Here is a 20,221-nt window from a genome sequence, read left to right as displayed (position 1 = left end):
TGTCCCGCTATCGATAGGGTGATACCCCTCCGTCAGGCCTGAAGGCCTGCCACCTCCCCTTGCAGGGGAGGAATCTCGAGAAGCCGCTCCCTCTGCCGGTCCGCCCCATCCATAGGGTGCCGGTGTTGACCTGATCCGCCACCTCCCCCAAACGCCTTGGCCATGCGCTTCTTCTCGGATAACGCCGCCCGTATCCATCCCAAGGTGATGGAGGCCATCGTCGGGGCCGACGAGATGGACAGCCCCTATGACGGCGACCGCTGGTCGAAGGCGTTGGACGAGCGGCTGTCGGACCTGTTTGGCACCGATGTCGAGGTGCTGTGGGTGCCCACCGGCACCGCCGCCAATTGCCTGGCGCTGGCGGCGCTCTGTCCGCCTTATGGCGGCGTGGTTTGCCACCGCGACTCGCATATCCAGAATGACGAAGGCGGCGCGCCCGAATTCTACACCCATGGCGCCAAGCTGATGCTGGCCGATGGCGAGGGGGCCAAGCTGACCCCCGACACGATCCGAACCGTGATCGACGCCATCGCCAACGACGTCCACCGGGTTCAGCCGCACGCGATCTCGATCACCAACGCCACCGAATATGGTCGGGTGTACAACCCCGACGAGGTGGCTGCGATCGGGGCCTTGGCCAAGGAGCGCAAGCTGGGCTTCCACATGGATGGCGCGCGCTTCGCCAATGCGGTGGCGCGACTGGGCTGCACGCCCGCGGCTCTGACCTGGCAGGCGGGGGTGGATGCGCTGTCCTTCGGCTTCGTCAAGAACGGCGCGATGAGTGCCGAGGCGCTGGTTTTCTTCAAACCCGGTCTTGCTGACGCCACCCGCCGCCGCCGCAAGCGCGCGGGCCTGCTGATGTCCAAGGGACGCTATCTGGCGGCGCAGGTGCTGGCGATGGTTGAGAACGACCTGTGGATCGCCAACGGCGCGCTGGCCAATGCCTGTGCCGAGCGGCTGGCCGAGGCGGCGGGCGACCGGCTGATCCATGCCGTGGAGGCGAACGAAGTCTTCCTGCGCGCCACCCCCGATGAAACCGCCAAGCTGCGGGCGCAGGGCTTCGACTTCTACGACTGGGCGGAGGGCGAGATTCGCCTTGTCACCGCCTGGGACACCGACGCAGGCGCGGTCGGCCGCCTGGCCGACGCGATCGCCGCCCTGAATAAGAGCACGACGTGAGCGAGTTCGACACCGGCCCCCGCTCGACCCGCGCCGCCGTCCTGATCCCCTTTGCGATCGTCACGCTGATCTGGGGATCGACCTGGCTGGTCATCCGCGACCAGATCTCGGTCGTGCCCGCCACCTGGTCGGTCAGCTATCGCTTCCTGATCGGTGGTCTCGCCATGGGGGCCTTCGCGCTGGCCCGACGGGAGAGTTTTCGGCTGGGCCTGACCGGTTTCCTGTTCGCCGCCGGGATCGGGCTGTTCCAGTTCGTCCTCAATTTCAACTTCGTCTATCATGCGGAGGGTTACATCACCTCCGGCCTGGTGGCGGTGGTCTTTGCGATGCTGCTGATTCCCAATGCCGGGTTCGCGCGGCTTTTCCTGGGCCAGCGCATGGGGCGGCAGCTGCTGGTCGGCTCCGGGGTGGCGATGGCGGGGGCGGCACTGCTGTTCCTGCATGAGGCGCGCGTCGATCCGGCCGGGCCCGCGCGCGCCCTGACCGGCATCGTCCTGACGCTGGTCGCGATCCTGTCGGCCTCGACCGCCAATGTCATGCAGGCGACCAACACCGCCAAGCGTTTCCCGATGCACGCCACGCTCAGCGTCGCGATGCTGGTCGGATCAGCAATGGATGCGGTGATCGCCTATATTCTGAACGGCCCGCCGGTGTTCGAGATGCGCGCAGGCTATATCCTGGGCATCCTCTATCTGGGCCTGTTCGCCTCGGCGCTGGCCTTTCCACTCTATTACCGCGTACTACGCACCATCGGCCCGGCCAAGGCGGCTTATTCCAGCGTCATTGTGCCGGTCATCGCGATGAGCCTGTCGACGATATTCGAGGGCTATCGCTGGTCGCTGCTGGCGGGCGCGGGTGCGGCGGTGACCGCGCTGGGGCTGGTCATCGCGCTCAAGGCGCGCAGGCCCAACCGGTAATCGGGATAGCGGGGACGCCAGTTCAGCACCCGCTTCGCCTTGCCGTTCGCCACCCGCCGGTTCTCGGCATAGAAACCGCGCGCCGCCGCCGACAGGCTGTCCAGCGGCACCAGCGGCGGCGGGGCCAGCCCGGCCAGTTCGGCGGCATAGGACACGACCGCATCCTGGTCGCATGGGAAATCGTCCGACAGATTATACGCGCCCGCCGGACCGTCGAACCCGGCGATGACGCCCGAGACGATATCGGCGATATGCACCCGGCTGAACACTTGGCCGGGCAGCCCGACGCGGTGCGACCGTCCGCTACGCACCCGGTCGATCGGCGAGCGGCCGGGACCGTAGATGCCCGGCAGGCGGAACACCCGCGCGCCCAGCGCCTGCCAGTCCGCATCCGCCACCGCGCGGGCGACACGGCGGCCGGAGCCGATGGCGGCGCTCTCGTCCACCCAGGCGCCGCCTGTATCGCCATAGACACCGGTCGAGGAGAGATAGCCCAGCCACGCGTCCGACCGGGCGAGACGCTCGCCATAGGTGACGAGCACCGGGTCCACCTCGTCCTCGGGCGGGACCGAGGACAGGATATGCGTCGCGGCGGCGATCTCCGCCGTTACGCGCTCCCGGTCGTCGAAGCGGATGGTGCCGCCGCGTCCGTCACGGGTGGTGCCCGTCACGGACCAGCCACGGCCCTCCAACAGGGCCGCGAGGTGCCCCGCGGCATAGCCCAGGCCGAACACGAACAGCTGACTCACCCTACCTCCCGACATGGCCTTCGACGTCGCTCAGGCTGAACGGATGGAAGGCGGCTTGGCTGCAACGGCCCGGTGCCTTACTTCGCCGCCATCGGCCCCTTGTAGAGCGTGCCGAAATAATCGCCCTTGTTCCACACCGGCCGCTCGGGCGCGTCGGCGATCTCGCGGGCGATAGCATAGTTCACGCTGACGAAGCGCGGCCCCTGGCTCCAGTCGATACCCTGGTCGATCTCGTCGCCGGGGCGGTGATAGCGGTGGCTCATGAAGTCGTTGACCGCCGCCTTGCCCGGCCCGGCCTGACCCGGCCACAGGAAGACCGAGGGGATGCCCTTCTGCACGAAGCGGAAATGGTCCGAGCGCACGAAGATGCCTTCCTCCGGCATCGGATCGGGCGACACGGGCAGGCCCATCGCCCCCACTGCCTTGCGCACGATCGGCCCCAGCGTCGAGCGGTCCGCGCCGAACACCACCATATCCTCGAACTTGTAGGTCAGGATCGGCATGTCGAGATTGACGTCGGCGACGATCGACTTCAGCGGCACGGTCGGGTGGTTGGCGAAATAATCCGATCCGACCAGCCCCTTCTCTTCCGCCGTCACCGCGAGGAACATCACGGTCCGCTTGGGTGCGGCGGCGGCCTTGAAGCGCTTGGCCTCCTCGATCAGGCTGGCGATGCCAATGGCGTTGTCGAGCGCGCCATTGTTGATCCGGTCGCCGTCACCACCCTCATTGGTGCCGATATGGTCGAGATGCGCCGACAGGACGACCACTTCATCCTTCAGCTTGGGGTCGCTGCCCGGGATCAGACCGATGACGTTGCTGCTGTCCATCGGCTTGAAGCTGGTCTTGGACGCGACCGTCAACTGGCCCGCCGCGACCAGCGGCTTATAGGCGGGCTTGGTCGAGGCGGCGGCCTTCATGACCGCCTCCCAGCCCTTGCCGAACAGCTTGGCCGCGCCGGTCTGCGACAGGGTGCCGAGCACCGGGGTCGAGGGCGTCAGGGCGTGCGCGGTACCGTCCGGGTTCGCCCAGGTCACGCGCGGCGCATTGTAATAGCGGGCCAGCGCCGAGAAGGGCCGCTGGCGGGGCCCGGCGCGCGGCATATCGATCTGGATCGCACCGACCGCGCCATGCGCCGCCGCCAGCGAGGCCTTGTTGCCCGCCGATCCAAAAAAGGCGCGCGCCTCGCCGTCCAGCCCCTCGGGCGTGCCGGGGACGAAAGCGACGATCTTGCCGCGAACATCGACGCCCTTGTAATCGGTCAGGCCATAGGGCGCGGCGTCGATGCCATAACCGACAAAGACGACCGGCGCGCTGAGGCTGGTCTCACGCTTGTCGGGCACGGCCGAGGGTACGAAGTCCTCGCCGAAGACCAGCTCCTGCGGCTGGCCGCCCTTGGGCGTCCACAAGGCGCTGCCCTTATCGGCGACGTTGTACGCGACGAGCGGCACCTTCTGCAGATAGCCGCCATCCTCTCCGCCGGGCCGCAGGCCCGCCGCATAGAATTGCGCGGCGACATATTGGGCGGCGATGTCATAGTCGCGCGTGCCCGCCTCGCGCCCGGCCATCGCGTCTGACGCCAGGAACATCACATGCGCCTTCATCGCGGCCTGATCCTCGGGCAGCGCGGCGGTGACGATGGCATTGCGCTCGGCGGCGCTGCGCTGCGGGGCGGGCTTTGCCGCCGGAGCGGGGGCGGCGGCCTGGCCATGGTCGTGATCATGCGCGATGGCGGCAGTGGACAGGAAAAGCAGCGGCAACAGGGCCGTCATACGCGACATGCAGGACCTTTCGGGGAGATGGTGTGACATAGAGGTATCACGCCCCGACCTGCGATCAACCCCGCCCTTCACCCGCCCGCGTCGTTTTTCATGGGCCTGGGATGGCGGGACGGGCTATAGTCCCGCCATGGACATTCAGCGCAGCGCCGCCCAGCCCAGCATGACCCCCGCCGCCATCCGGCGCGAGGATTACAGCCCGCCCGCCTGGGCCGTGCCGCAGGTGTCGCTCGACTTCACGCTCGACCCGTCCGACACCCGCGTCCGCGCCGCGCTGAGCGTCGAGCGGCACAGCCCGCATGACGCGCCGCTGCGGCTGGACGGCGCGGGGCAGACACCGCTGTCGGTGAAGGTCGACGGCGCGCCGTTCCAGGACTGGCGGATCGAGGGCGAACAGCTGGTCATCGCGCTGCCCGGCGAGGCGCATCTGGTCGAGACCGAGGTCATGATCGCGCCCGACCGCAACACCCAGCTGATGGGCCTCTATGCCTCGGGCGGCAATCTGTGCACCCAGTGCGAGGCGGAGGGGTTCCGCCGCATCACCTTCTTCCCCGACCGGCCCGATGTGCTGAGCATCTATCGCGTGCGCATGACGGCGGACAAGGCGCGTTTCCCGGTGCTGCTCGCCAATGGCGATCCGGTGGCGAGCGGCGAGAATGACGACGGCACCCACTGGGCCGAATGGCACGACCCCTTCCCCAAGCCCTCCTATCTGTTCGCGCTGGTGGCGGGTGATCTGGCGGTCAACGCCTCGACTTTCACCACCATGAGCGGCCGCGTCGTCGAGCTGGGCATCTGGGTCCGCGCCGCCGATATCGCGAAGACGGACCATGCGCTCCACGCGCTCAAGCTGTCGATGGCGTGGGACGAGCGGGTCTATGGCCGCGAATATGACCTGGACGTGTTCAACATCGTCGCAGTCGACGATTTCAACTTCGGCGCGATGGAGAATAAGGGGCTGAACATCTTCAACAGCCGCTACATCCTGGCCGACCCCGACACCGCGACCGATTATGATTACGACGCGATCGCCGCCGTCGTCGCCCATGAGTATTTTCACAACTGGTCGGGCAACCGGATCACCTGTCGCGACTGGTTCCAATTGAGCCTCAAGGAAGGCTTTACCGTCTATCGCGACCAGTGTTTCTCCGCCGACCAGGGATCGGCGGCGGTCAAGCGGATCGAGGATGTGCGCGGCCTGCGCGCCAGCCAGTTTCCCGAGGATTCGGGGCCGCTTGCCCATCCGGTGCGCCCCGAAAGCTATATCGAGATCAGCAATTTCTACACGGCGACCATCTATAACAAGGGTGCCGAGCTGATCCGCATGATGGCGACCATGCTGGGCCCGGTGAAGTTCCGCGCCGCCACCGACCTGTATTTCGACCGGTTCGACGGCACGGCGGCGACCTGCGAGGATTTCGTTGCCTGCATGGAGGAGGCGGGCGGGATCGACCTGTCACAATTCCGCCTGTGGTATAGCCAGGCTGGCACGCCGCGCGTCTCGGCGGGCCTGAGCCACGAACCCGGCGGCGGCCGTGCCGAGCTGCGCCTGGCCCAGCATGTCCCCGCCACGCCGGGACAGAGCGTCAAGAAGCCGATGCTCCTTCCCCTGAAGGTCCGTTTGTTCGGGGCGGAGACCGGCCGCCCGCTGACCGAGGAGCGACTGGTCCTGCTCGACCAGGTGGCCGAGACGATCACCTTCGAGGCCGTCACCGAGCGCCCCGTCCTGTCGATCAATCGCGGCTTTTCCGCCCCCATCGTGGTCGAAAGCGACCGCACCGCGCAGGACCTCGCCTTCCTGTCGGCACATGACGACGATCCCTTCGCCCGCTATGAGGCGATGCAGCAGCTGATGCTCGACACGCTGGTCGCGGGCACGCTGCACGGCGATGTGAATGCTGATGCGGTGATCGATGCGGTCGCCCGCACGCTGGACGCCGAGGGGCTGGAGCCCGCCTTCCTCGCCGAAGCCGTGCTGCTGCCGTCGGAGAATTTCATCGGCGACCAGCTGGTGACGGTCGACCCGGACGCCATCCATGTCGCGCGCGAGGCACTGCGACAGCGACTGGGCCATGCACTGGAGCCGGTGTGGCGGCGGCTCTATGCCGAAATGGCGCAGGGGTCTTATGTCTATTCGCCCGATGCCAAGGGGCGCCGCCGCCTGCGCAACGTCGCGCTCGGCTATATCGCGGCCAGCGGCGCGCCCGATGCCGCCGCCCTCGCCTTTGCGCAGTTCGAGACGGCGGACAATATGACCGACCGGCAGGCGGCGCTGACCACGCTGGTCAATTCGGATGCGCCCGAGCGGGAGGAGGCGCTGGCCCGGTTCCACGCGCGCTATGCCGACAATCCGCTGGTGCTGGACAAGTGGTTCCAGACCCAGGCGCTGTCGTCGCGCAGCGATACCGGCGCGGCGGTCGCAAAGCTGGCCGAGCATCCCGACTTCACCCTGGCCAATCCCAACCGCGCCCGTGCGGTTCTGGGGGCGTTCGGGATGAACCAGCGCGCGTTCAATGCGGCCGATGGTTCGGGCTACCGCTTCCTGGCCGACCAGCTGATCGCGCTTGACCGGCTGAACCCGCAGACGGCCGCCAAGCTGCTGCCGCCGCTGGGTCGCTGGCGTCGGTTCGATCCGAAGCGCTCCAAGCTGATGTGCGCCGAGCTGATCCGCATCGTCGGCACGCCCGGCCTGTCCAAGGACCTGTTCGAGCAGGCGTCCAAGAGCATCGAATAGCCCTATTCCTCCCCTGCAAGGGGAGGGGGACCAGCAAAGCTGGTGGAGGGGTGTCACCACGTGTGAGGTCGGTCTTGCCTCTCCAACGGGGACACCCCTCCGTCATGGCTTCGCCATGCCACCTCCCCTTACAGGGGAGGAATGTTACTGGGCCTTAGCCTTCAAAAACCCTTCCATCGCGATCCAGCGGTAAAAGGCGTCGAACCAGCCGGTGCTGGTCGTCGCCTTCGGATACATGCCGAAGCCGTGGCCGCCACGCCCGTACAGGTGGAACTCGACCGGCTTCTTCGCGGCCATCCACTGGTCGATCAGCCCGAAGCCCTTGCCAGCGAACAGCGGATCGTCGGCGGCGATCGCTGCGAACATCGGCGGTGCGTCGGCGGGGACGGTCATCGGCTGAAGCGGGCCATAGATATCGCCGATAAAGGCGGGCTTGGCCTGTCCGTCGAGCACGGTCGCCACGGTCAGCATCGCACCCGCCGAAAAGCCGACCATGCCGATGCGGTTCGGGTCGACCTTCCACTGCCCCGCCCGCTGGCGAACCAGCGCGAAGGCGGCGCGGGCATCGGCGATCTGGGGCGACAGGCCCTTCAGCGCCGCCGCCGGATCGGGTCGCGCAGCCGGGCGCGCCACGCTGGAGAACATCGCGGTCATCGACGTCTCGAACGCGCCCATATCGGCAGGCGTCTGGTTCAGCCGATATTTGAGCACGAACGCCGCGATCCCGCGATCGGCCAGCGCCTTTGCCACGTCCCAGCCCTCATTCTGCATCGACAGGGTGCGGAACCCGCCGCCCGGCGCGACGATGACGGCGGTGCCGGTCGCCTTTGCCGGATCAGGCAGGAACGGCGTCAGCGTCGCCTCGGTCACGTTGCGCGCGAAGACGCTGTTATATTGGCTGTGCCAGCTTTCCTTGTTGGTCGCGCCCGGCAGGGGCCCGGTATTCAGCGGGATGGCGTTCGGCTGCGCGGGTATGGCGATCGGAGCCATCTTGTCGGACTGCGCCAAGGCGGGTCCGGCCACCGAGAGCGCTAGCAAAGCGGCCAGCGCATGGCTGGCCCAGCGATTGGACGTCATATCCTCTCCTGTCCTCCGTGGGTTATGTCCCTACGGTTGGAGCAGGATGGTACGCCTTGCGGTAATAGACGCAAGCGAAAATGGTAAGGCTAACAGACAGAAGCCCCAAGAGAAAATCTTAGAACAGCCGCCCGCCATTGGGCACGGCCAGGTCCGGTGCGATCAGCACCACCTGCCCCTCCGCATCGGGAAAGCCCAGCGTCAGCACCTCGGAGATCATCGGCCCGATCTGGCGCGGGGGGAAGTTGACCACCGCCGCCACCTGTCGCCCGACCAACGTCTCGGGCGTGTAATGCCGCGTGATCTGCGCCGAGGAGCGTTTCACGCCGATCACCTCACCGAAATCGATGGTCAGCTTGATCGCGGGCTTGCGCGCTTCGGGGAAGGGCTCGGCGGCGATGACGGTGCCGACGCGGATGTCGACCGCGAGGAAATCCTCGATCCCAATCCGGGGCGCGGGCGCGTCAGAAGTCGACATTGTCATAATGCGACGGCGGGGTGACCATCTCCATTCGCTCGGACAGCAGCGGACGGAAGGAGGGGCGGCTCTTCAGTCCGCGATACCAGCGCGCGGTCTGCTCATGACCCTTCCAGTCGATACCGCCCAGATAATCAGCGACCGAAATCTGCGCCGCCGCCGCCAGATCGGCGAGACTCATCGTCGCCCCGCCCAGCCAGTTGCGATGGTCGAGCAGATAGTCGGTATAGTCGAGATGCCCGACAGCGGCCTTCATCGCCTCGCGCAGGCCCTTGGCATCGGGGCTGCCGGTACGCGCGACACGCTTGACCATGCGTTCGTGGAGCAGCGGGCCGGTCACGTCCTGATAAAAATGCGTGTCGAACCACGTCACCAACCGCCGGATCTCGGCGCGACCGACGGCGGTGCCGTTGATCATCGCCGACTTCTCGACCGTCTCCTCGAAAAACTCGCTGATCGCCATCGAGTCGACCAGCAGCACGCCGCGCTCCTCGTCGACCATCACCGGCGTCTGCCCGGCGGGGTTCATGTCGAGGAACTCGTCACGCCGCTGCCACGGCGACTCGCGCACCAACTCGTATCCGACGCCCTTCTCGCCCAGCAACAGCCGGACCTTGCGGGAAAAGGGACAGAGCGGGAATTGGTAGAGTTGCCACATGCCGCCCACTTAAGCGGGCGGGACGCGCGACGCCAACCCCGATGGCGCGCTTTTCACCCTTTCCCGCGCGCGGGGCGGCGCAACCTTCGCTGCCCGAGCACGATACCGCTGATCGACAGGACCAAACCGGCCAACGACCAGAGCCACATCCAGCCGGTCCAGACCCAAAAATGCGCGGTCAGCCACGGCCAGTCCCAGGTGTGGAGCAGCGTATAGGCCCAGCGATAAGCGCGCCGCGTGCCATCCTGCCGCTCGACCAGCGCGCCGCTCATCGGATCGACATAGAGCCAGGTCGCCGCCGCATCGTCGAAACGCAATCGCCAGAGGGGCAGCCGTGTCGCATCGGTCCAGTAGAAATCGGGCCGCGCCAGCCAGTCACGCGCCACCCGCCGTCCGTCCGGCACCAGCATCGCGGCGCGTAACGGATCGGTGGCCCGGGCGGCGGCCAGCGTCGCCTGCTCCAGCCAAAGCGGATGCGGCGAGGTGCGGTCGATCGCGATCCGGGCGAACCCGGCGTCCCCGCTCCACTCGACGGTGCGCGCATGTGGCGCGATCCGGGCCAGCCGGTCGAGGTCATGCGGCTCTCCTGCTCGCCCGGCATAGGCCCGCATCGCCGCCGCGGGCGCTTCGCCCCCGGCAAAGGCGTGCCCCGGATCGACCGACAGCCAGCCGCTGACGATCCAGGTCGTCAGCATCACACCGCCCGCCAGTCCGCTGACATGGTGCCAGAGCATCCAGCCGCGATAGGGCGTCATCCGCCCGCCGCGATAGCGCCGTCGCCCCGCCCTAAGCCGTAATATGCCGATCCACAGGCCAGTCAGCGCCACCGCGATGCACGGGCCCGCCACCCACATCACCGCCTGCCGCCAAGTCTCGCGAGCCCGGCGCAACAGGGTCGGATAGATCCAGTGCGGAACCGAGCCCAGCCAGTTCCAAAACCGCTGCCCCCGTGTCGTCCGCTGCACCGGCTGGCCGGTCTGGCTAGAGATATAGAGTTCGGTTCCCACCGCATCGCCCAGCGCGACCTTCCACAAGGGGCGATACCGGTCGAACCCGCCCGCCACTGTCCACTGATCGTCGGCGATCCGCTCGACGTGGCGGACCGGCCCCGCAAACCGCGTGGCGACTCGTGTGGCCAGGGCGGCATCGACGGGGGTGACCGCTCCGCCGTCCGCCGACAGGATGCGGGTGTCGCCGTCGCGGCTCTCGATCCGCCAGACCGGCGCGGAGTCGCGCATTTCCAGCGTGATCCGCCGGGCGTCCGGCGCCACGGGCGCTGGGCCCACCCGCGCCCAGTCGATCGGTTGTGCTCTCGCCCAGCTCTCCGCCGGCTCTAACGACGGATAGGGCACGTAAAGCATCACCAGCCCGCTCGCGAACCACATGGCGAAGAACAGGCAGGTGACGATCCCGACCCAACGATGGGCGAGGAAGGCAAGCCGCAAAGCCGCCTTCCCCCAAGACCGGTCAGAACCCGGCACGAACGCCAATATCCAGCGCGCGCGGGCGGCCCAATATCCATTGCTGGTCGCCGTACGCCGTCACCGCATAGGCCTTGTCGAACAGGTTATAGACACGGACATCGACCGCCAGATGCGGCGTCAGCGCATAGGACAAGGTGGTGTCCACCGTCGCATAGCCCGGGATGCGGAACGCACCGCCATTATCGGAGAAGCGCCGCCCGACATAACGCAGCCCGGCGCGCGCCTGTAGCTTGGCCGAGGCATCCCAGCGTAGCCAGAGATTGGCCAGTGCCTCAGGCACGTTCGGCGGGGTGCGGCCGCTATAGTCCACGCCGCCGGAGCGGAAATCGTCGAACCGCGCATCCAGCAGCGTGCCGTTCGCGTCGATCCCGAAGCCTTGCGGCAGATCGAGCGTCACCGCCGCCTCGACGCCCTGCGAGGATCGCTGGCCCACCTGCTCGACGGGGCTCGCCAGAGTGCGCTGGGCCAGCAGCCCCGTCTTGACGATACGATAGGCAGCCAGCGTCGCGGTGCCGTGTCCGTTCGCGAACAGCCACTTGGCCCCCGCCTCGACCTGATGGCCCCGCGCATTGCTGAACTGGACCTGCCCGGTCGACACGGTGGTCAGCGTGCCCAGCGGATCGACGCCCGTGGCGTATTGCGCATAAAGCGACAGGGTCGGCACCGGCTGATAGACCAGCCCCGCGCGCCACGTCGCGTTGCGGAACGTCTTTTCCAGCACGAAGCGATCGGGCGCGGCGACGGTCCAGCGGCGAACCGTGTCCACCTCGTAACGGACGCCGCCGACCACCGACCATTTCGGGCCCAGCGTCACCCGGTCCTCGGCAAACACCGCCAGCGCGGTGGTGCGGGTGCGATAGCGCGGCGCGATCCCCTGCGTATCCAGGAAGCGACCGGGATCGAAGGCAAAGGGGTCGACCGCATCGACCTGTTCGACCGAGCCGAAGTCGTTCTCATGGGTGAAGCGGACCAGATTGGCGTCCAAGCCGACGACCAGCGCGTTCGTGATGCCCGGTGCGATACCGGTACGCCAAGTCGCACTGGCCTGGTCGCCCCATTGGGTCAGGTCGTGGCGGATGCCGTAATTGCTGTTCCGCCGGATCGTGGTCGGATTGCCCGTCGATCCGTCCGCGCACGCGCCACTCGCAGCAACCCAGCAATAATTCTCCAGATTGCGCCAGAACCGGCCGCTGGTCAGCACATAGGCGATGTTGGACAGGCTGATCGCATTGCTCGGCGTCCAGTCGACCCGGATCGAGGCGCGGTCGTCGCGGAAGCGCATCCGCCCATCGCCGACATTATAGTTGCGATCCCGTACGCGCAGGTCGAGCCGCCCGTCGATCAGCGGCGTACCGAAATAAACCATGGGCCGCTGGTCGCCATGATCGCCGCGCACCGTCACCGCCAGCATCGAGGACGGCGTCCAGCGCAGCGTGCCCGACAGCGCGACGCTGTCCGAACGCCCCCGATCGACATAGCCATCCGAGCGGCGATAGCTGGCATCCACCCGGTAACCCAGTGTTGGGGTCAACGGCCCACCCAGCCCGGCGGCGGCGCGGAAACTGTCCTGCCCGCCATAGCCGATCTCAGCCTGGCCATGGGTCTGCGCGGTGGGCGCGCGCATCACGACATTCACCGCGCCACCCAGTGCGCCTTGCCCATAGAGGACCGAGGCGGGGCCGCCCAGCACGTCGATGCGCTCGACCATCCAGGGGTCGGTCGGGAAGGTGATCGTCCCCGCCGCCGGGAACAGCCGCACCCCGTCGATCAGTTGCAGCACCGACCCCTGCCCCGAAAAGCCTCGTGCGGCGAGCGCCGTACCGCCATTGCCCGGATTGGCGACGCTCGACAGGCCGGGCGCACGCGTCTCCGCCTCGATGATCGACAGGTCGCCGCGGGCGCGGATCGTCCCGCCATCCAGCGAGGTGATACTGGCGGGTGTCTCCAGCGGGGTTAGGCCCAGGCGACTACCAGTGGCATTGGGTGTGTCGAGCGCCTGTTTCTCCCGCGTCCCGATGACCAGCACGGTGGCGTCGCCGCCCGGCTCCCCAGCCTTTTGCGCCCTCGCGTCGGTTGCCCCCAGCAGAAGCGCCGCGCCACCCCACAGGCCAAGTTGGACCTGTCCGAATCGGTTACGATATATCATTTCATTGCCCATAGCGTCTTGTCGCGAACAAGCCGAGGCCTTCCGATCGTTGCCGAACGGCCGGATGCCCTGCGTGCGGCACGCCATTTTCCGCATTCCACAGGGCCACCCATGCGCCTCCGCCACTTATGGCGTCGCTCGTCGGAACGGACCTAGCCTCGACCATCCCCTGGACCGGGCATGAGCGACCTGACGCCGGCAGGTCTCCTGGCTCACGGGTCATCGCGGACGAATGCGCCTTCCCAGGTTGCCCCAGTGGCTGGATCGACCAGACGGTCGGCCCGTGCATCGCCGCTCACCGCTTACAGTTGCAGGGACAGCCGCGGATTTGGGCCAAGGCCCTCACCGTGTTCCCTTTTAATCCCCCTTGTCGGGGGAACCGGCGCGATCATATCGCCGGATCATTCCGGCCTCGTATCGCTAGGCGGTCGCCATGGCGTGCGTCAAGCGGGATGAGGCCGCGGCAGGCTTGCGCTATGGAAGGCCGATGGCACGCAGGAACCGCTATCTGATCGCAACGATGCCCGATGGCTATGTGAAGACGATCGGCCCAACCTCCCAACCCTTTACCCATTATTGGCGGATCGTCGCCGATCTGGGCGGGGGTAAGACCGAAGTTTTCTGGGGCCATGCCAAGTCACGCAAGGCGGCAATGGCGAACGATGCCGCCATGGCAGAAGCGGTGCGGCAGCGCGGCTGGGTCGGATACCAATTCGAGATCGTTGAACTGGTCGAGGCGGATGCACCGCCGGAGGGGCAAAAGAAATCCTCCCCTGGCAGGGGAGGTGGCAAGGCGAAGCCCTGACGTAAGGGCGTCACCCTCTCGATAGCGAGTGGCAGGCCGGATTGATCCCGGCAATCCTCAAACCCGCAGGGCGGGTTTGACCTGCCACTCCCCTCCACCATCCCGAACACCCTCCCCTTGCAGGGGAGGATTGGTCAGAATTTACTTCTTCGGCTTGTTCTCGCCCGAAGCGTCCGAAATCGCGGACCCGGCCGAGCGCAGGTCGCGGCCTGCGCCGTTGACCGTGTTGCAGGCCGACAGCGTCAGTACGGCGAAGAGGGTAGCACCCAAAGCGATCTTCTTGGTCATGACGATCTTCTCAAAAAAGGGGGATGCGGCGGGCCCGATACGCCGGCCCGCCGCGGGTACTCAGCGCAGGCGGCGGCGCGCGGCCGACGTTGCGCCAAAGGCGGAGGCACCGGCGCCGACCAGTAGCGCGAGCACCAGGATGAACGAGGTCTTGGCCCCGGCCCCGGCGGCGGCATCGGCGGCCGACTTGGCAGTCTGGACGGTTTCGTTCTTGGTCTTCACGAAATCGGCCTTGGCCTGATTGACCTGGGCCTGGGCCTGGTCACGGCTGATCTTGCGCTGAGCCGCGACGATATCGACCACCCGCGATTCAGCCTTCACGCCGTCAGCACCACCGCGCGCCATAGCGGGCAGCTGCTTGGCAATTTCCTTCTGCGCCTGCTCGGGCGTCATCTGCGCCGGGTCGGTGGGGGTTTCGGTCAGATACTTGGCCGCTTCCTGCTGGATATCATTCTGGTCGACACCAGCGACCTGTGCGACGCGCGGGGCCGCAGCCCCCACGGTCGAACCGGCGGCCCCCGCCACTGCGCCGACCGTGCGGAATGCGCCGCCGATGATGCCGCCGACCGCCGAGGTCAGCAGATACAGCGTCAGGATCAGCGTGACGCCCCACACAACCAAGCCATGGACCAGCGCGTCGAACTTCTCCGTCACCCCCGACACGCGCGCGGCCGCATAGCCACCCGCGCCCAGTGCTACCACCGTGGTGATCAGCCAATAGAGGCCCGCACCGATGCCAAAGCCCGTCGCGCCCGGCGTCGAACCCTCGACCGGATCGACCATCGACAGGCCGATGCCAGTGCCAAGGATGCCCATCACCAACTGGACCGCGACCGCGATCACCACACCGGCAAAGATCGCGCCCCACGAAATCCGGCGACCGGCGCGGATGATCGCGGTCTCTTCGGGCACGTAGCCGTGCGCTGCATGCGTAGCCATATTCACTCCTGTTCTTTCGATGTCCGGGCGGGCTCGGTCGAGGTCTTGCGGCCGGCCGCCTCCTGTTGTTTTCGCCCCTGACGAATCTCGGCGTCGTCGCCGATCAGCTTGCCGATCGTCTCGCGCGCGGCGCCCTGGGCGCGGCGGACGCGATCGACCGGAACCTTGGATGTCTTGTCACTCATGCAGCGACCTCCCGGCGGCCCAGCACGCCCTCGCCGTCAAAGCCACGGGCATGGGCCCAGGCGGCAGCAGCGGTGCGCCGGTTCACACCGATCTTGGCGTAGATCCGCGCGACATGGTTGCGCACGGTGTTGCCCGACACGCCCAGCGCCCGCGCGATGCTCTTGTCGTCCAGCCCGCGACAGATCAGACCCAGTACCTCGCGCTCGCGCGCGGTCAGGTCGTCCAGCCCGGCACCATCCGGCTCCGCCTTCGGCGCGCGCAACCGGGCCAGCTTGTCCATGATCGACCGGCTGAACCAGCTGGTGTCCTTCATCACCGCATCGATCGCCTCGACCAGCTCCAGCTCGGTGGCCTTGCGTTGGGTGATGTCCTGGAACGCCCACAGCACACAGGCATCGTCGCCCAGCGTAATGAGTTCGGTTGACACCAGACAGTCGCTCAGGCCGCCGTCCTTGGCGACGATCCGCGCCTCGAAGCCGCGCAGGTCGCGGCCCTCGTCGATCGCGACCTCCACCTCGCCCCGCGCCGCGTCACTGGACCACAGCCCGACATCGGCGAGCGACCGCCCGACGATGTCCGTCGAACCGTAACCGGTCAACGCGGTGAAGCTGGCATTGACCTCGCACAGCACATGCCCGTCGCGGGCACCGATCGCCATCGGCACCGGCGCCATCTGGAAGGTGCGGGTGAACCGCTCCTCGCTATGGCGCAGCGCGGACTCAGCCTTTCGGCGTGGCTCCAGATCGGCGAAGGTGAACAACATGCAGGGCTGATCGCCCATGTCGATCGGCTGCCCTGCCACGATGACCAACTTGGTCCCACCACCCGGCAGGGCCAGCTCCGCCTCCATCTGCGGAATGGTTCGCCCTTCCGCCAGCCGTTCCTTGGCCAGTTCCTGCCGCTCGGCCCCGCGCAGCACGTCGATGTCATAGACCGTGCGGCACAGCACCTGGTCGCGCGGAAAGCCGGTCATCTCGACAAAGCCCTGATTGACCTTGACGAAGCGCAGATCGGCGAGGCGACAGATGATCGCGGGGGCAGGGTTGGCGTTGAACGACTGCTCGAACCGATCCTCGGCCTCATAGCGGGCGGTGACGTCTTGGATGACCAGGACGACGCACGCCGGCTCGCCATCATCACGGTCGTTGAGTACCAGGCTGCGCACTTGATGGACCCAGCGCGGCTGCAACTCGCCCGCAACAATCACCTCGACCACGACCTCGGAAAAGCGCTCGCCCGCCGCGACCCGCTCGACCGGATAGTCATCGGCCTCCAGCCGATGGTTGTTGCGGTAACGCAGCTGGAATCGGCCGCGATACTCGTCAACCGTCCGGCCGAGCTGCTCCAGACGCTCGACCCCGTGCATGGTCAGCGCGGCGTCGTTCGCCCAGAGCAGGCTCTGGTCGGGGTCGATCAGGATTACCCCCTCGTCCAGCCCCGCGACGATCTGTCGCAAGTGCCGGAGGTCGACGGTATCCCGCAAAGAGGCAAGCGAGGGGGCCAAGGCGCGTGCCTCAGTTCCGGCGCCCGTGGACCAGTGCGGCCAACGCATAGCCGCCCAACGCCGCGACGACCGCCCAGACGACGCCGTTATTGCCGTTATGGGCACGAACCGCCTCTACGGCCTTGCCCGATCCGCGACGTGTGGCGGCGACCGAACGATCGGCGACATCGCCGATCCGCTCGCGCGCTTCCTCGATCAGGCTGGGGGTCGCATCGGCGACCTCGCCCGCGACGGACTGGGCACGGCCGAACATATGCTCGGCGCTGCCCGCGACCTGATCGGTGACGCCCGCCACTTTCCAGTCGCGGCTGTCGACCATGTCGCCGATCGCCTTTTCCACCTTGCCGCCCAGATGGCGCGCATTGCCGTGCAGTTCATGCTTGTTCATCGTTCGTCTCCGAATGAAAAAAGAAGATCGATCGCGGGATCAGGGCGCGACGCCACAACCGGCGGCGGCCTTGCCGACCTCCAGCGCGACGCGCGGGTCCTTGATCTCGCCTGCGACCCGGATCAGGTCGCCAACCGTCAGCTGCGACGGATCGGGGTCGTCGCGACGATAGGCCGCGGCGGCATTGCCTAACTGCTGCAACTGGCCGATCGACAGGTTGCGCTCCAGCCGCTGGCCAACACAGGTCGAGCGCTGGCTGTCCAGGCCATAGCGCTCCAGCCCGGTGGCGATGCGCGTCGACGGCGGCGTGCAGGCGACCGCCGTCAAGGCGATGCCGATGCTTGCGACGATTTTGACCACCGGAGTCTCCCGTAGAACCGGCGGCGAAAATGCGACCGATCTGGCCGGGTACAACCTATGATAAGTTAAGCTGTTCCTGGTATTTTTGCGCGTAAGGCTAGGTAGGCTTGTACCTATTCCGCCGTGGAAGCCTGGGAAATGCGGGCATCCGGCGGACGACGTATGTAAATGATCGGCAAAACTCAGGTGCAAAAGCACCCCCTTTGCGCTCCGCCGATCGTGCATCACCCACGGCCATTCAACACTACCCCTTGTTGAACGTTATGTTATTTCATGCCATTTCCGCGCTGTGGTCGGCTAGCCGACGCATTACCGATAGCTTTGGAGTCCCGCCTGATGGCGAGCATCATGACGGCCCCCATCCGTCCCCTGTCCATGACCAAGCCCACCGCACGCGCCAGCACGCGGCTGGCCAGCATCGATGCGCTGCGGGGTTTCGTCATGCTGTTGATGCTGCTCGACCATGTGCGCGAGACATTCCTGCTCTGGGTGCCGGTCGCCGATCCGGTCGACGCAACGACCACCGATCCCGCTTATTTCTTCACTCGCCTGACCAGCACCTTGTGTGCTCCCGTCTTCGTCGCTCTGACCGGGCTCAGCGCCTATCTCTACTCGCAAAAGCACAGCAGGGCCCAGACCAGCGCCTTCCTCCTCAAACGGGGCGCATTCCTGATCCTGCTCGAACTGACGCTCGTCAATTTCGTCTGGCGCGCGCAATTCCCACCGACGATCTTGTATCTCCAGGTCATCTGGGCGATCGGCCTGAGCATGATCGTGCTCGCCGCGCTGATCCACCTGCCGCACAAGGTGGTCGCCGCGATCGGCATCGGCATCGTCGCCGGACATAATCTCCTCGATCCCGTGACTGTAGCGGAAGGACATCCGCTGCATCTTGTTTGGTCGTTCCTACATGACCGCGCGATGGTGACGATTCAGGGATTTCCAGTCCGCTTCAGCTATCCCGTGCTGCCGTGGTTCGGCGTGATCGCTCTGGGCTGGGCCGTCGGGCCATGGTTCGCCAACGGCGATGCCGCCACGCGACGCAAGCGGCTGGTGCGGACCGGCGCGCTGCTGCTCGTCGGTTTTGTCCTGCTGCGCGCGCTCAACATCTATGGCGATGCCCCCTGGTTCGTGGTCGCAGACGCGCCTTTGCGTACGGCCATGAGCGTCCTGGCCCTGACCAAATACCCGCCGTCTCTACTGTTCCTGATGTCGACGCTGGGCGTGGGCCTGTTGCTGCTGGCGCTGTTCGAGCGGATGGCGGACATACGGGTGATCGGCTGGCTGGCGGTCTTCGGCGGCGCGCCGATGTTCTTCTACCTCTTCCACCTCTATATCCTGCGCGGCCTGTACCTGCTCGGCCTTGCCCTTTGGGGCACCAATCACGGCATGGTCTTCGGCCTGCCCTCGATACCCTGGATATGGGGGCTGTGGATCGCGCTGATCGTACCGCTTTACGTCCCTACACGCTGGTTCGCCGGGCTCAAGCAGCGGCGCAAGGATATCGGCTGGCTCAAATATTTCTGAGCCGCGTCGATCGCTGACGGAGGCGACCATTGAGGTAACATGTCTCTGCCCAGCAGGATAACGCGGACGACTTATGACTTCGCCTTGATCATTCCTATGCCTGCCCTCGGATCACATCGCGAAGGAAAGCGGGCGTTGACGGAAAGCGATGAGATGCTTTGCCAAGCCGATGGTTAGAACGGTTTTACGCGTTACGGCCTCTTGCTCCCCCGAATGATACTATCCGCATCTCCAACCCGCTAGGCCGGATCGACGTCAGCATAGCCAGATCATGGCTGCGGCGAGATGGGGAAAGCGGTCGACGTCGCCACCGCTGGCCCAAGGTAATCGCAACAGGCATCTGCTATCCGGCCTGATCCGATGCAGTTGCTGCGGCTCCAACTACACGATCAGCAGCAAGGACTATTATCGCTGCGCCGGTCAGAAGGAACGTGGCACCTGTGACAACAGGCTATCGGTCCGCAAGGGGCCCCTGGAAGAGGCAAGCCTGACGGCTATCCAGCACCACCTGCTCACCGAAGACCATGTCCGCCTGTTCATTGCGGAATATGAGCGCGAAGCCACGCGGCTTGCCCGGATCGACAGCCATGAGGCTGACACGGCCAGGATCCGGCTGCAGCAACTGGAGCGCGAACTTGGCAATCTGTATGAAAATCTGCTGGCGGGTATCGCGACCCTCGCCCTGTGTCAGATGATCGACGAACGGGAAGCGGAAAAGGCCCGCCTGATTTTGCGAAACGCCACCGTCGACGGGGGTGTGGTCTCGCCTCCCCTGCTTCCAACGCCATCCGTTCTGCAGGCTCAGTTTGAGGCGCGGATCGCCGCCCTGCGCAGCACACTGGAAGATCCTGCGGTACGCGGGCAGGCTGCATCGATCATGTCGCGGCTTATCGAGAGCGTGACGATCTATCCGGATGAACCGGAGGGTCCCGCGGCAGAGGTGGTGGCCAGCGTGGCGTCGCTGGTGGCGTACGCCATAAACGAAAACGCCGCCCGTGAGGGCGGCGTTTTCGTTCTATAGCGG

Annotated in this window: 19 protein-coding genes and 1 riboswitch; of the genes, 6 read left to right on the top strand and 13 right to left on the bottom strand. The window is 66.4% G+C overall.

All coding sequences use genetic code 11. The features are described from left to right. Nucleotides 1-162 precede the first annotated feature (162 nt). Both SSA01S_RS16325 and SSA01S_RS16320 read left to right on the top strand, forming a co-directional pair. A complete protein-coding gene (locus SSA01S_RS16325; protein ID WP_061781218.1) occupies nt 163-1,179 on the top strand; it encodes a threonine aldolase family protein in 1,017 nt (338 codons plus the stop codon). Further along, a complete protein-coding gene (locus tag SSA01S_RS16320; protein WP_061781217.1) occupies nt 1,176-2,096 on the top strand; it encodes a DMT family transporter in 921 nt (306 codons plus the stop codon). The genes SSA01S_RS16325 and SSA01S_RS16320 overlap by 4 nt, the downstream gene beginning before the upstream one ends. Here the strand turns inward: SSA01S_RS16320 and SSA01S_RS16315 are convergent. Next, entirely contained in the window at nt 2,006-2,860 is an 855-nt protein-coding gene (locus SSA01S_RS16315) for a Rossmann-fold NAD(P)-binding domain-containing protein (protein WP_061781216.1), read from the bottom strand. The two genes, SSA01S_RS16320 and SSA01S_RS16315, sit on opposite strands and share 91 nt — an antisense overlap. Before the next feature lie 62 nt (nt 2,861-2,922). After that, entirely contained in the window at nt 2,923-4,626 is a 1,704-nt protein-coding gene (locus tag SSA01S_RS16310) for a M28 family metallopeptidase (RefSeq protein ID WP_082795150.1), read from the bottom strand. Nucleotides 4,627-4,753: 127 nt separating this feature from the next. Here SSA01S_RS16310 and pepN point away from each other — a divergent pair, with 127 nt between their 5' ends. Next, the gene (gene pepN / locus SSA01S_RS16305; RefSeq protein WP_061781215.1) at nt 4,754-7,357 is read left to right on the top strand and encodes an aminopeptidase N; all 2,604 of its coding nucleotides are present in this window, start codon (nt 4,754-4,756) and stop codon (nt 7,355-7,357) included. A 144-nt stretch (nt 7,358-7,501) separates the two neighbouring features. Here the strand turns inward: pepN and SSA01S_RS16300 are convergent, their stop codons facing one another. The 5 genes from SSA01S_RS16300 to SSA01S_RS16280 form a co-directional block, all read right to left on the bottom strand. Further along, entirely contained in the window at nt 7,502-8,434 is a 933-nt protein-coding gene (locus SSA01S_RS16300; RefSeq protein WP_061781214.1) for an alpha/beta hydrolase, read from the bottom strand. Nucleotides 8,435-8,552: 118 nt separating this feature from the next. Next, a complete protein-coding gene (locus tag SSA01S_RS16295) occupies nt 8,553-8,912 on the bottom strand; it encodes a tRNA-binding protein (RefSeq protein ID WP_170171594.1) in 360 nt (119 codons plus the stop codon). Then, entirely contained in the window at nt 8,899-9,570 is a 672-nt protein-coding gene (locus SSA01S_RS16290) for a glutathione S-transferase family protein (protein WP_007405605.1), read from the bottom strand. The genes SSA01S_RS16295 and SSA01S_RS16290 overlap by 14 nt, the downstream gene beginning before the upstream one ends. A 53-nt stretch (nt 9,571-9,623) precedes the next feature. Continuing rightward, nucleotides 9,624-11,015 (bottom strand): hypothetical protein, encoded by a 1,392-nt coding sequence (locus SSA01S_RS16285; RefSeq protein ID WP_240954708.1) that lies wholly within the window; start codon nt 11,013-11,015, stop codon nt 9,624-9,626. A gap of 22 nt (nt 11,016-11,037) precedes the next feature. Further along, nucleotides 11,038-13,200 carry a TonB-dependent receptor gene (locus SSA01S_RS16280; protein WP_061781220.1) on the bottom strand — a complete coding sequence of 721 codons (2,163 nt, stop codon included), beginning with the start codon at nt 13,198-13,200 and terminating at the stop codon, nt 11,038-11,040. Between the two features lie 180 nt (nt 13,201-13,380). Beyond that, a riboswitch (cobalamin riboswitch) is annotated at nt 13,381-13,599 on the bottom strand. Nucleotides 13,600-13,687: 88 nt separating this feature from the next. Here SSA01S_RS16280 and SSA01S_RS16275 point away from each other — a divergent pair. Next, on the top strand, nt 13,688-14,005 hold the full coding sequence (locus SSA01S_RS16275; protein WP_061781219.1) for a hypothetical protein: 318 nt from the start codon (nt 13,688-13,690) through the stop codon (nt 14,003-14,005). 141 nt (nt 14,006-14,146) lie between these two features. Here SSA01S_RS16275 and SSA01S_RS19270 read toward each other — a convergent pair whose 3' ends face one another. Genes SSA01S_RS19270 through SSA01S_RS16250 form a run of 6 tightly spaced genes read right to left on the bottom strand, consistent with a single transcriptional unit; the run spans nt 14,147 to nt 17,670 of the window. Beyond that, on the bottom strand, nt 14,147-14,293 hold the full coding sequence (locus SSA01S_RS19270) for an entericidin A/B family lipoprotein (RefSeq protein ID WP_082669938.1): 147 nt from the start codon (nt 14,291-14,293) through the stop codon (nt 14,147-14,149). Between the two features lie 60 nt (nt 14,294-14,353). Further along, nucleotides 14,354-15,232 carry a hypothetical protein gene (locus SSA01S_RS16270; RefSeq protein WP_061781212.1) on the bottom strand — a complete coding sequence of 293 codons (879 nt, stop codon included), beginning with the start codon at nt 15,230-15,232 and terminating at the stop codon, nt 14,354-14,356. 2 nt (nt 15,233-15,234) lie between these two features. Beyond that, nucleotides 15,235-15,417 carry a hypothetical protein gene (locus SSA01S_RS16265; protein ID WP_061781211.1) on the bottom strand — a complete coding sequence of 61 codons (183 nt, stop codon included), beginning with the start codon at nt 15,415-15,417 and terminating at the stop codon, nt 15,235-15,237. After that, entirely contained in the window at nt 15,414-16,970 is a 1,557-nt protein-coding gene (locus SSA01S_RS16260) for a PAS domain S-box protein (RefSeq protein ID WP_061781210.1), read from the bottom strand. Before SSA01S_RS16260 ends, SSA01S_RS16265 begins: the two co-directional genes overlap by 4 nt. Continuing rightward, nucleotides 16,933-17,310: a CsbD family protein gene (locus tag SSA01S_RS16255; RefSeq protein ID WP_061781209.1), complete on the bottom strand. Its 378-nt coding sequence runs from the start codon at nt 17,308-17,310 to the stop codon at nt 16,933-16,935. The genes SSA01S_RS16260 and SSA01S_RS16255 overlap by 38 nt, the downstream gene beginning before the upstream one ends. 39 nt (nt 17,311-17,349) lie before the next feature. Beyond that, nucleotides 17,350-17,670, bottom strand: a complete 321-nt coding sequence (locus SSA01S_RS16250) for a hypothetical protein (RefSeq protein ID WP_061781208.1) — start codon at nt 17,668-17,670, stop codon at nt 17,350-17,352. Between the two features lie 375 nt (nt 17,671-18,045). Between SSA01S_RS16250 and SSA01S_RS16245 the strand changes: the two genes are divergently transcribed. Both SSA01S_RS16245 and SSA01S_RS16240 read left to right on the top strand, forming a co-directional pair. Next, entirely contained in the window at nt 18,046-19,197 is a 1,152-nt protein-coding gene (locus SSA01S_RS16245; protein ID WP_240955056.1) for an acetyltransferase domain-containing protein, read from the top strand. Nucleotides 19,198-19,468: 271 nt separating this feature from the next. Next, nucleotides 19,469-20,218 (top strand): recombinase zinc ribbon domain-containing protein, encoded by a 750-nt coding sequence (locus SSA01S_RS16240; protein ID WP_061781206.1) that lies wholly within the window; start codon nt 19,469-19,471, stop codon nt 20,216-20,218. Nucleotides 20,219-20,221 lie beyond the last annotated feature (3 nt).

The sequence above is a fragment of the Sphingomonas sanguinis NBRC 13937 genome (assembly GCF_001591005.1).
Lineage (GTDB): Bacteria > Pseudomonadota > Alphaproteobacteria > Sphingomonadales > Sphingomonadaceae > Sphingomonas > Sphingomonas sanguinis.
This window is presented reverse-complemented; position numbering and strand designations above follow the sequence as displayed.

What these genes read in the sequence shown, in the direction of transcription:
- SSA01S_RS16325 (WP_061781218.1), top strand. Translation starts at nt 163, where the DNA reads ATGCGCTTCTTCTCGGATAACGCCGCCCGTATCCATCCCAAGGTGATG.
- SSA01S_RS16315 (WP_061781216.1), bottom strand. Translation starts at nt 2,860, where the DNA reads ATGTCGGGAGGTAGGGTGAGTCAGCTGTTCGTGTTCGGCCTGGGCTAT.
- SSA01S_RS16310 (WP_082795150.1), bottom strand. Translation starts at nt 4,626, where the DNA reads ATGTCGCGTATGACGGCCCTGTTGCCGCTGCTTTTCCTGTCCACTGCC.
- pepN (WP_061781215.1), top strand. Translation starts at nt 4,754, where the DNA reads ATGGACATTCAGCGCAGCGCCGCCCAGCCCAGCATGACCCCCGCCGCC.
- SSA01S_RS16300 (WP_061781214.1), bottom strand. Translation starts at nt 8,434, where the DNA reads ATGACGTCCAATCGCTGGGCCAGCCATGCGCTGGCCGCTTTGCTAGCG.
- SSA01S_RS16295 (WP_170171594.1), bottom strand. Translation starts at nt 8,912, where the DNA reads ATGTCGACTTCTGACGCGCCCGCGCCCCGGATTGGGATCGAGGATTTC.
- SSA01S_RS16290 (WP_007405605.1), bottom strand. Translation starts at nt 9,570, where the DNA reads ATGTGGCAACTCTACCAATTCCCGCTCTGTCCCTTTTCCCGCAAGGTC.
- SSA01S_RS16280 (WP_061781220.1), bottom strand. Translation starts at nt 13,200, where the DNA reads ATGATATATCGTAACCGATTCGGACAGGTCCAACTTGGCCTGTGGGGT.
- SSA01S_RS16275 (WP_061781219.1), top strand. Translation starts at nt 13,688, where the DNA reads ATGGCACGCAGGAACCGCTATCTGATCGCAACGATGCCCGATGGCTAT.
- SSA01S_RS19270 (WP_082669938.1), bottom strand. Translation starts at nt 14,293, where the DNA reads ATGACCAAGAAGATCGCTTTGGGTGCTACCCTCTTCGCCGTACTGACG.
- SSA01S_RS16270 (WP_061781212.1), bottom strand. Translation starts at nt 15,232, where the DNA reads ATGGCTACGCATGCAGCGCACGGCTACGTGCCCGAAGAGACCGCGATC.
- SSA01S_RS16265 (WP_061781211.1), bottom strand. Translation starts at nt 15,417, where the DNA reads ATGAGTGACAAGACATCCAAGGTTCCGGTCGATCGCGTCCGCCGCGCC.
- SSA01S_RS16260 (WP_061781210.1), bottom strand. Translation starts at nt 16,970, where the DNA reads ATGCGTTGGCCGCACTGGTCCACGGGCGCCGGAACTGAGGCACGCGCC.
- SSA01S_RS16255 (WP_061781209.1), bottom strand. Translation starts at nt 17,310, where the DNA reads ATGAACAAGCATGAACTGCACGGCAATGCGCGCCATCTGGGCGGCAAG.
- SSA01S_RS16245 (WP_240955056.1), top strand. Translation starts at nt 18,046, where the DNA reads ATGACCAAGCCCACCGCACGCGCCAGCACGCGGCTGGCCAGCATCGAT.
- SSA01S_RS16240 (WP_061781206.1), top strand. Translation starts at nt 19,469, where the DNA reads ATGGCTGCGGCGAGATGGGGAAAGCGGTCGACGTCGCCACCGCTGGCC.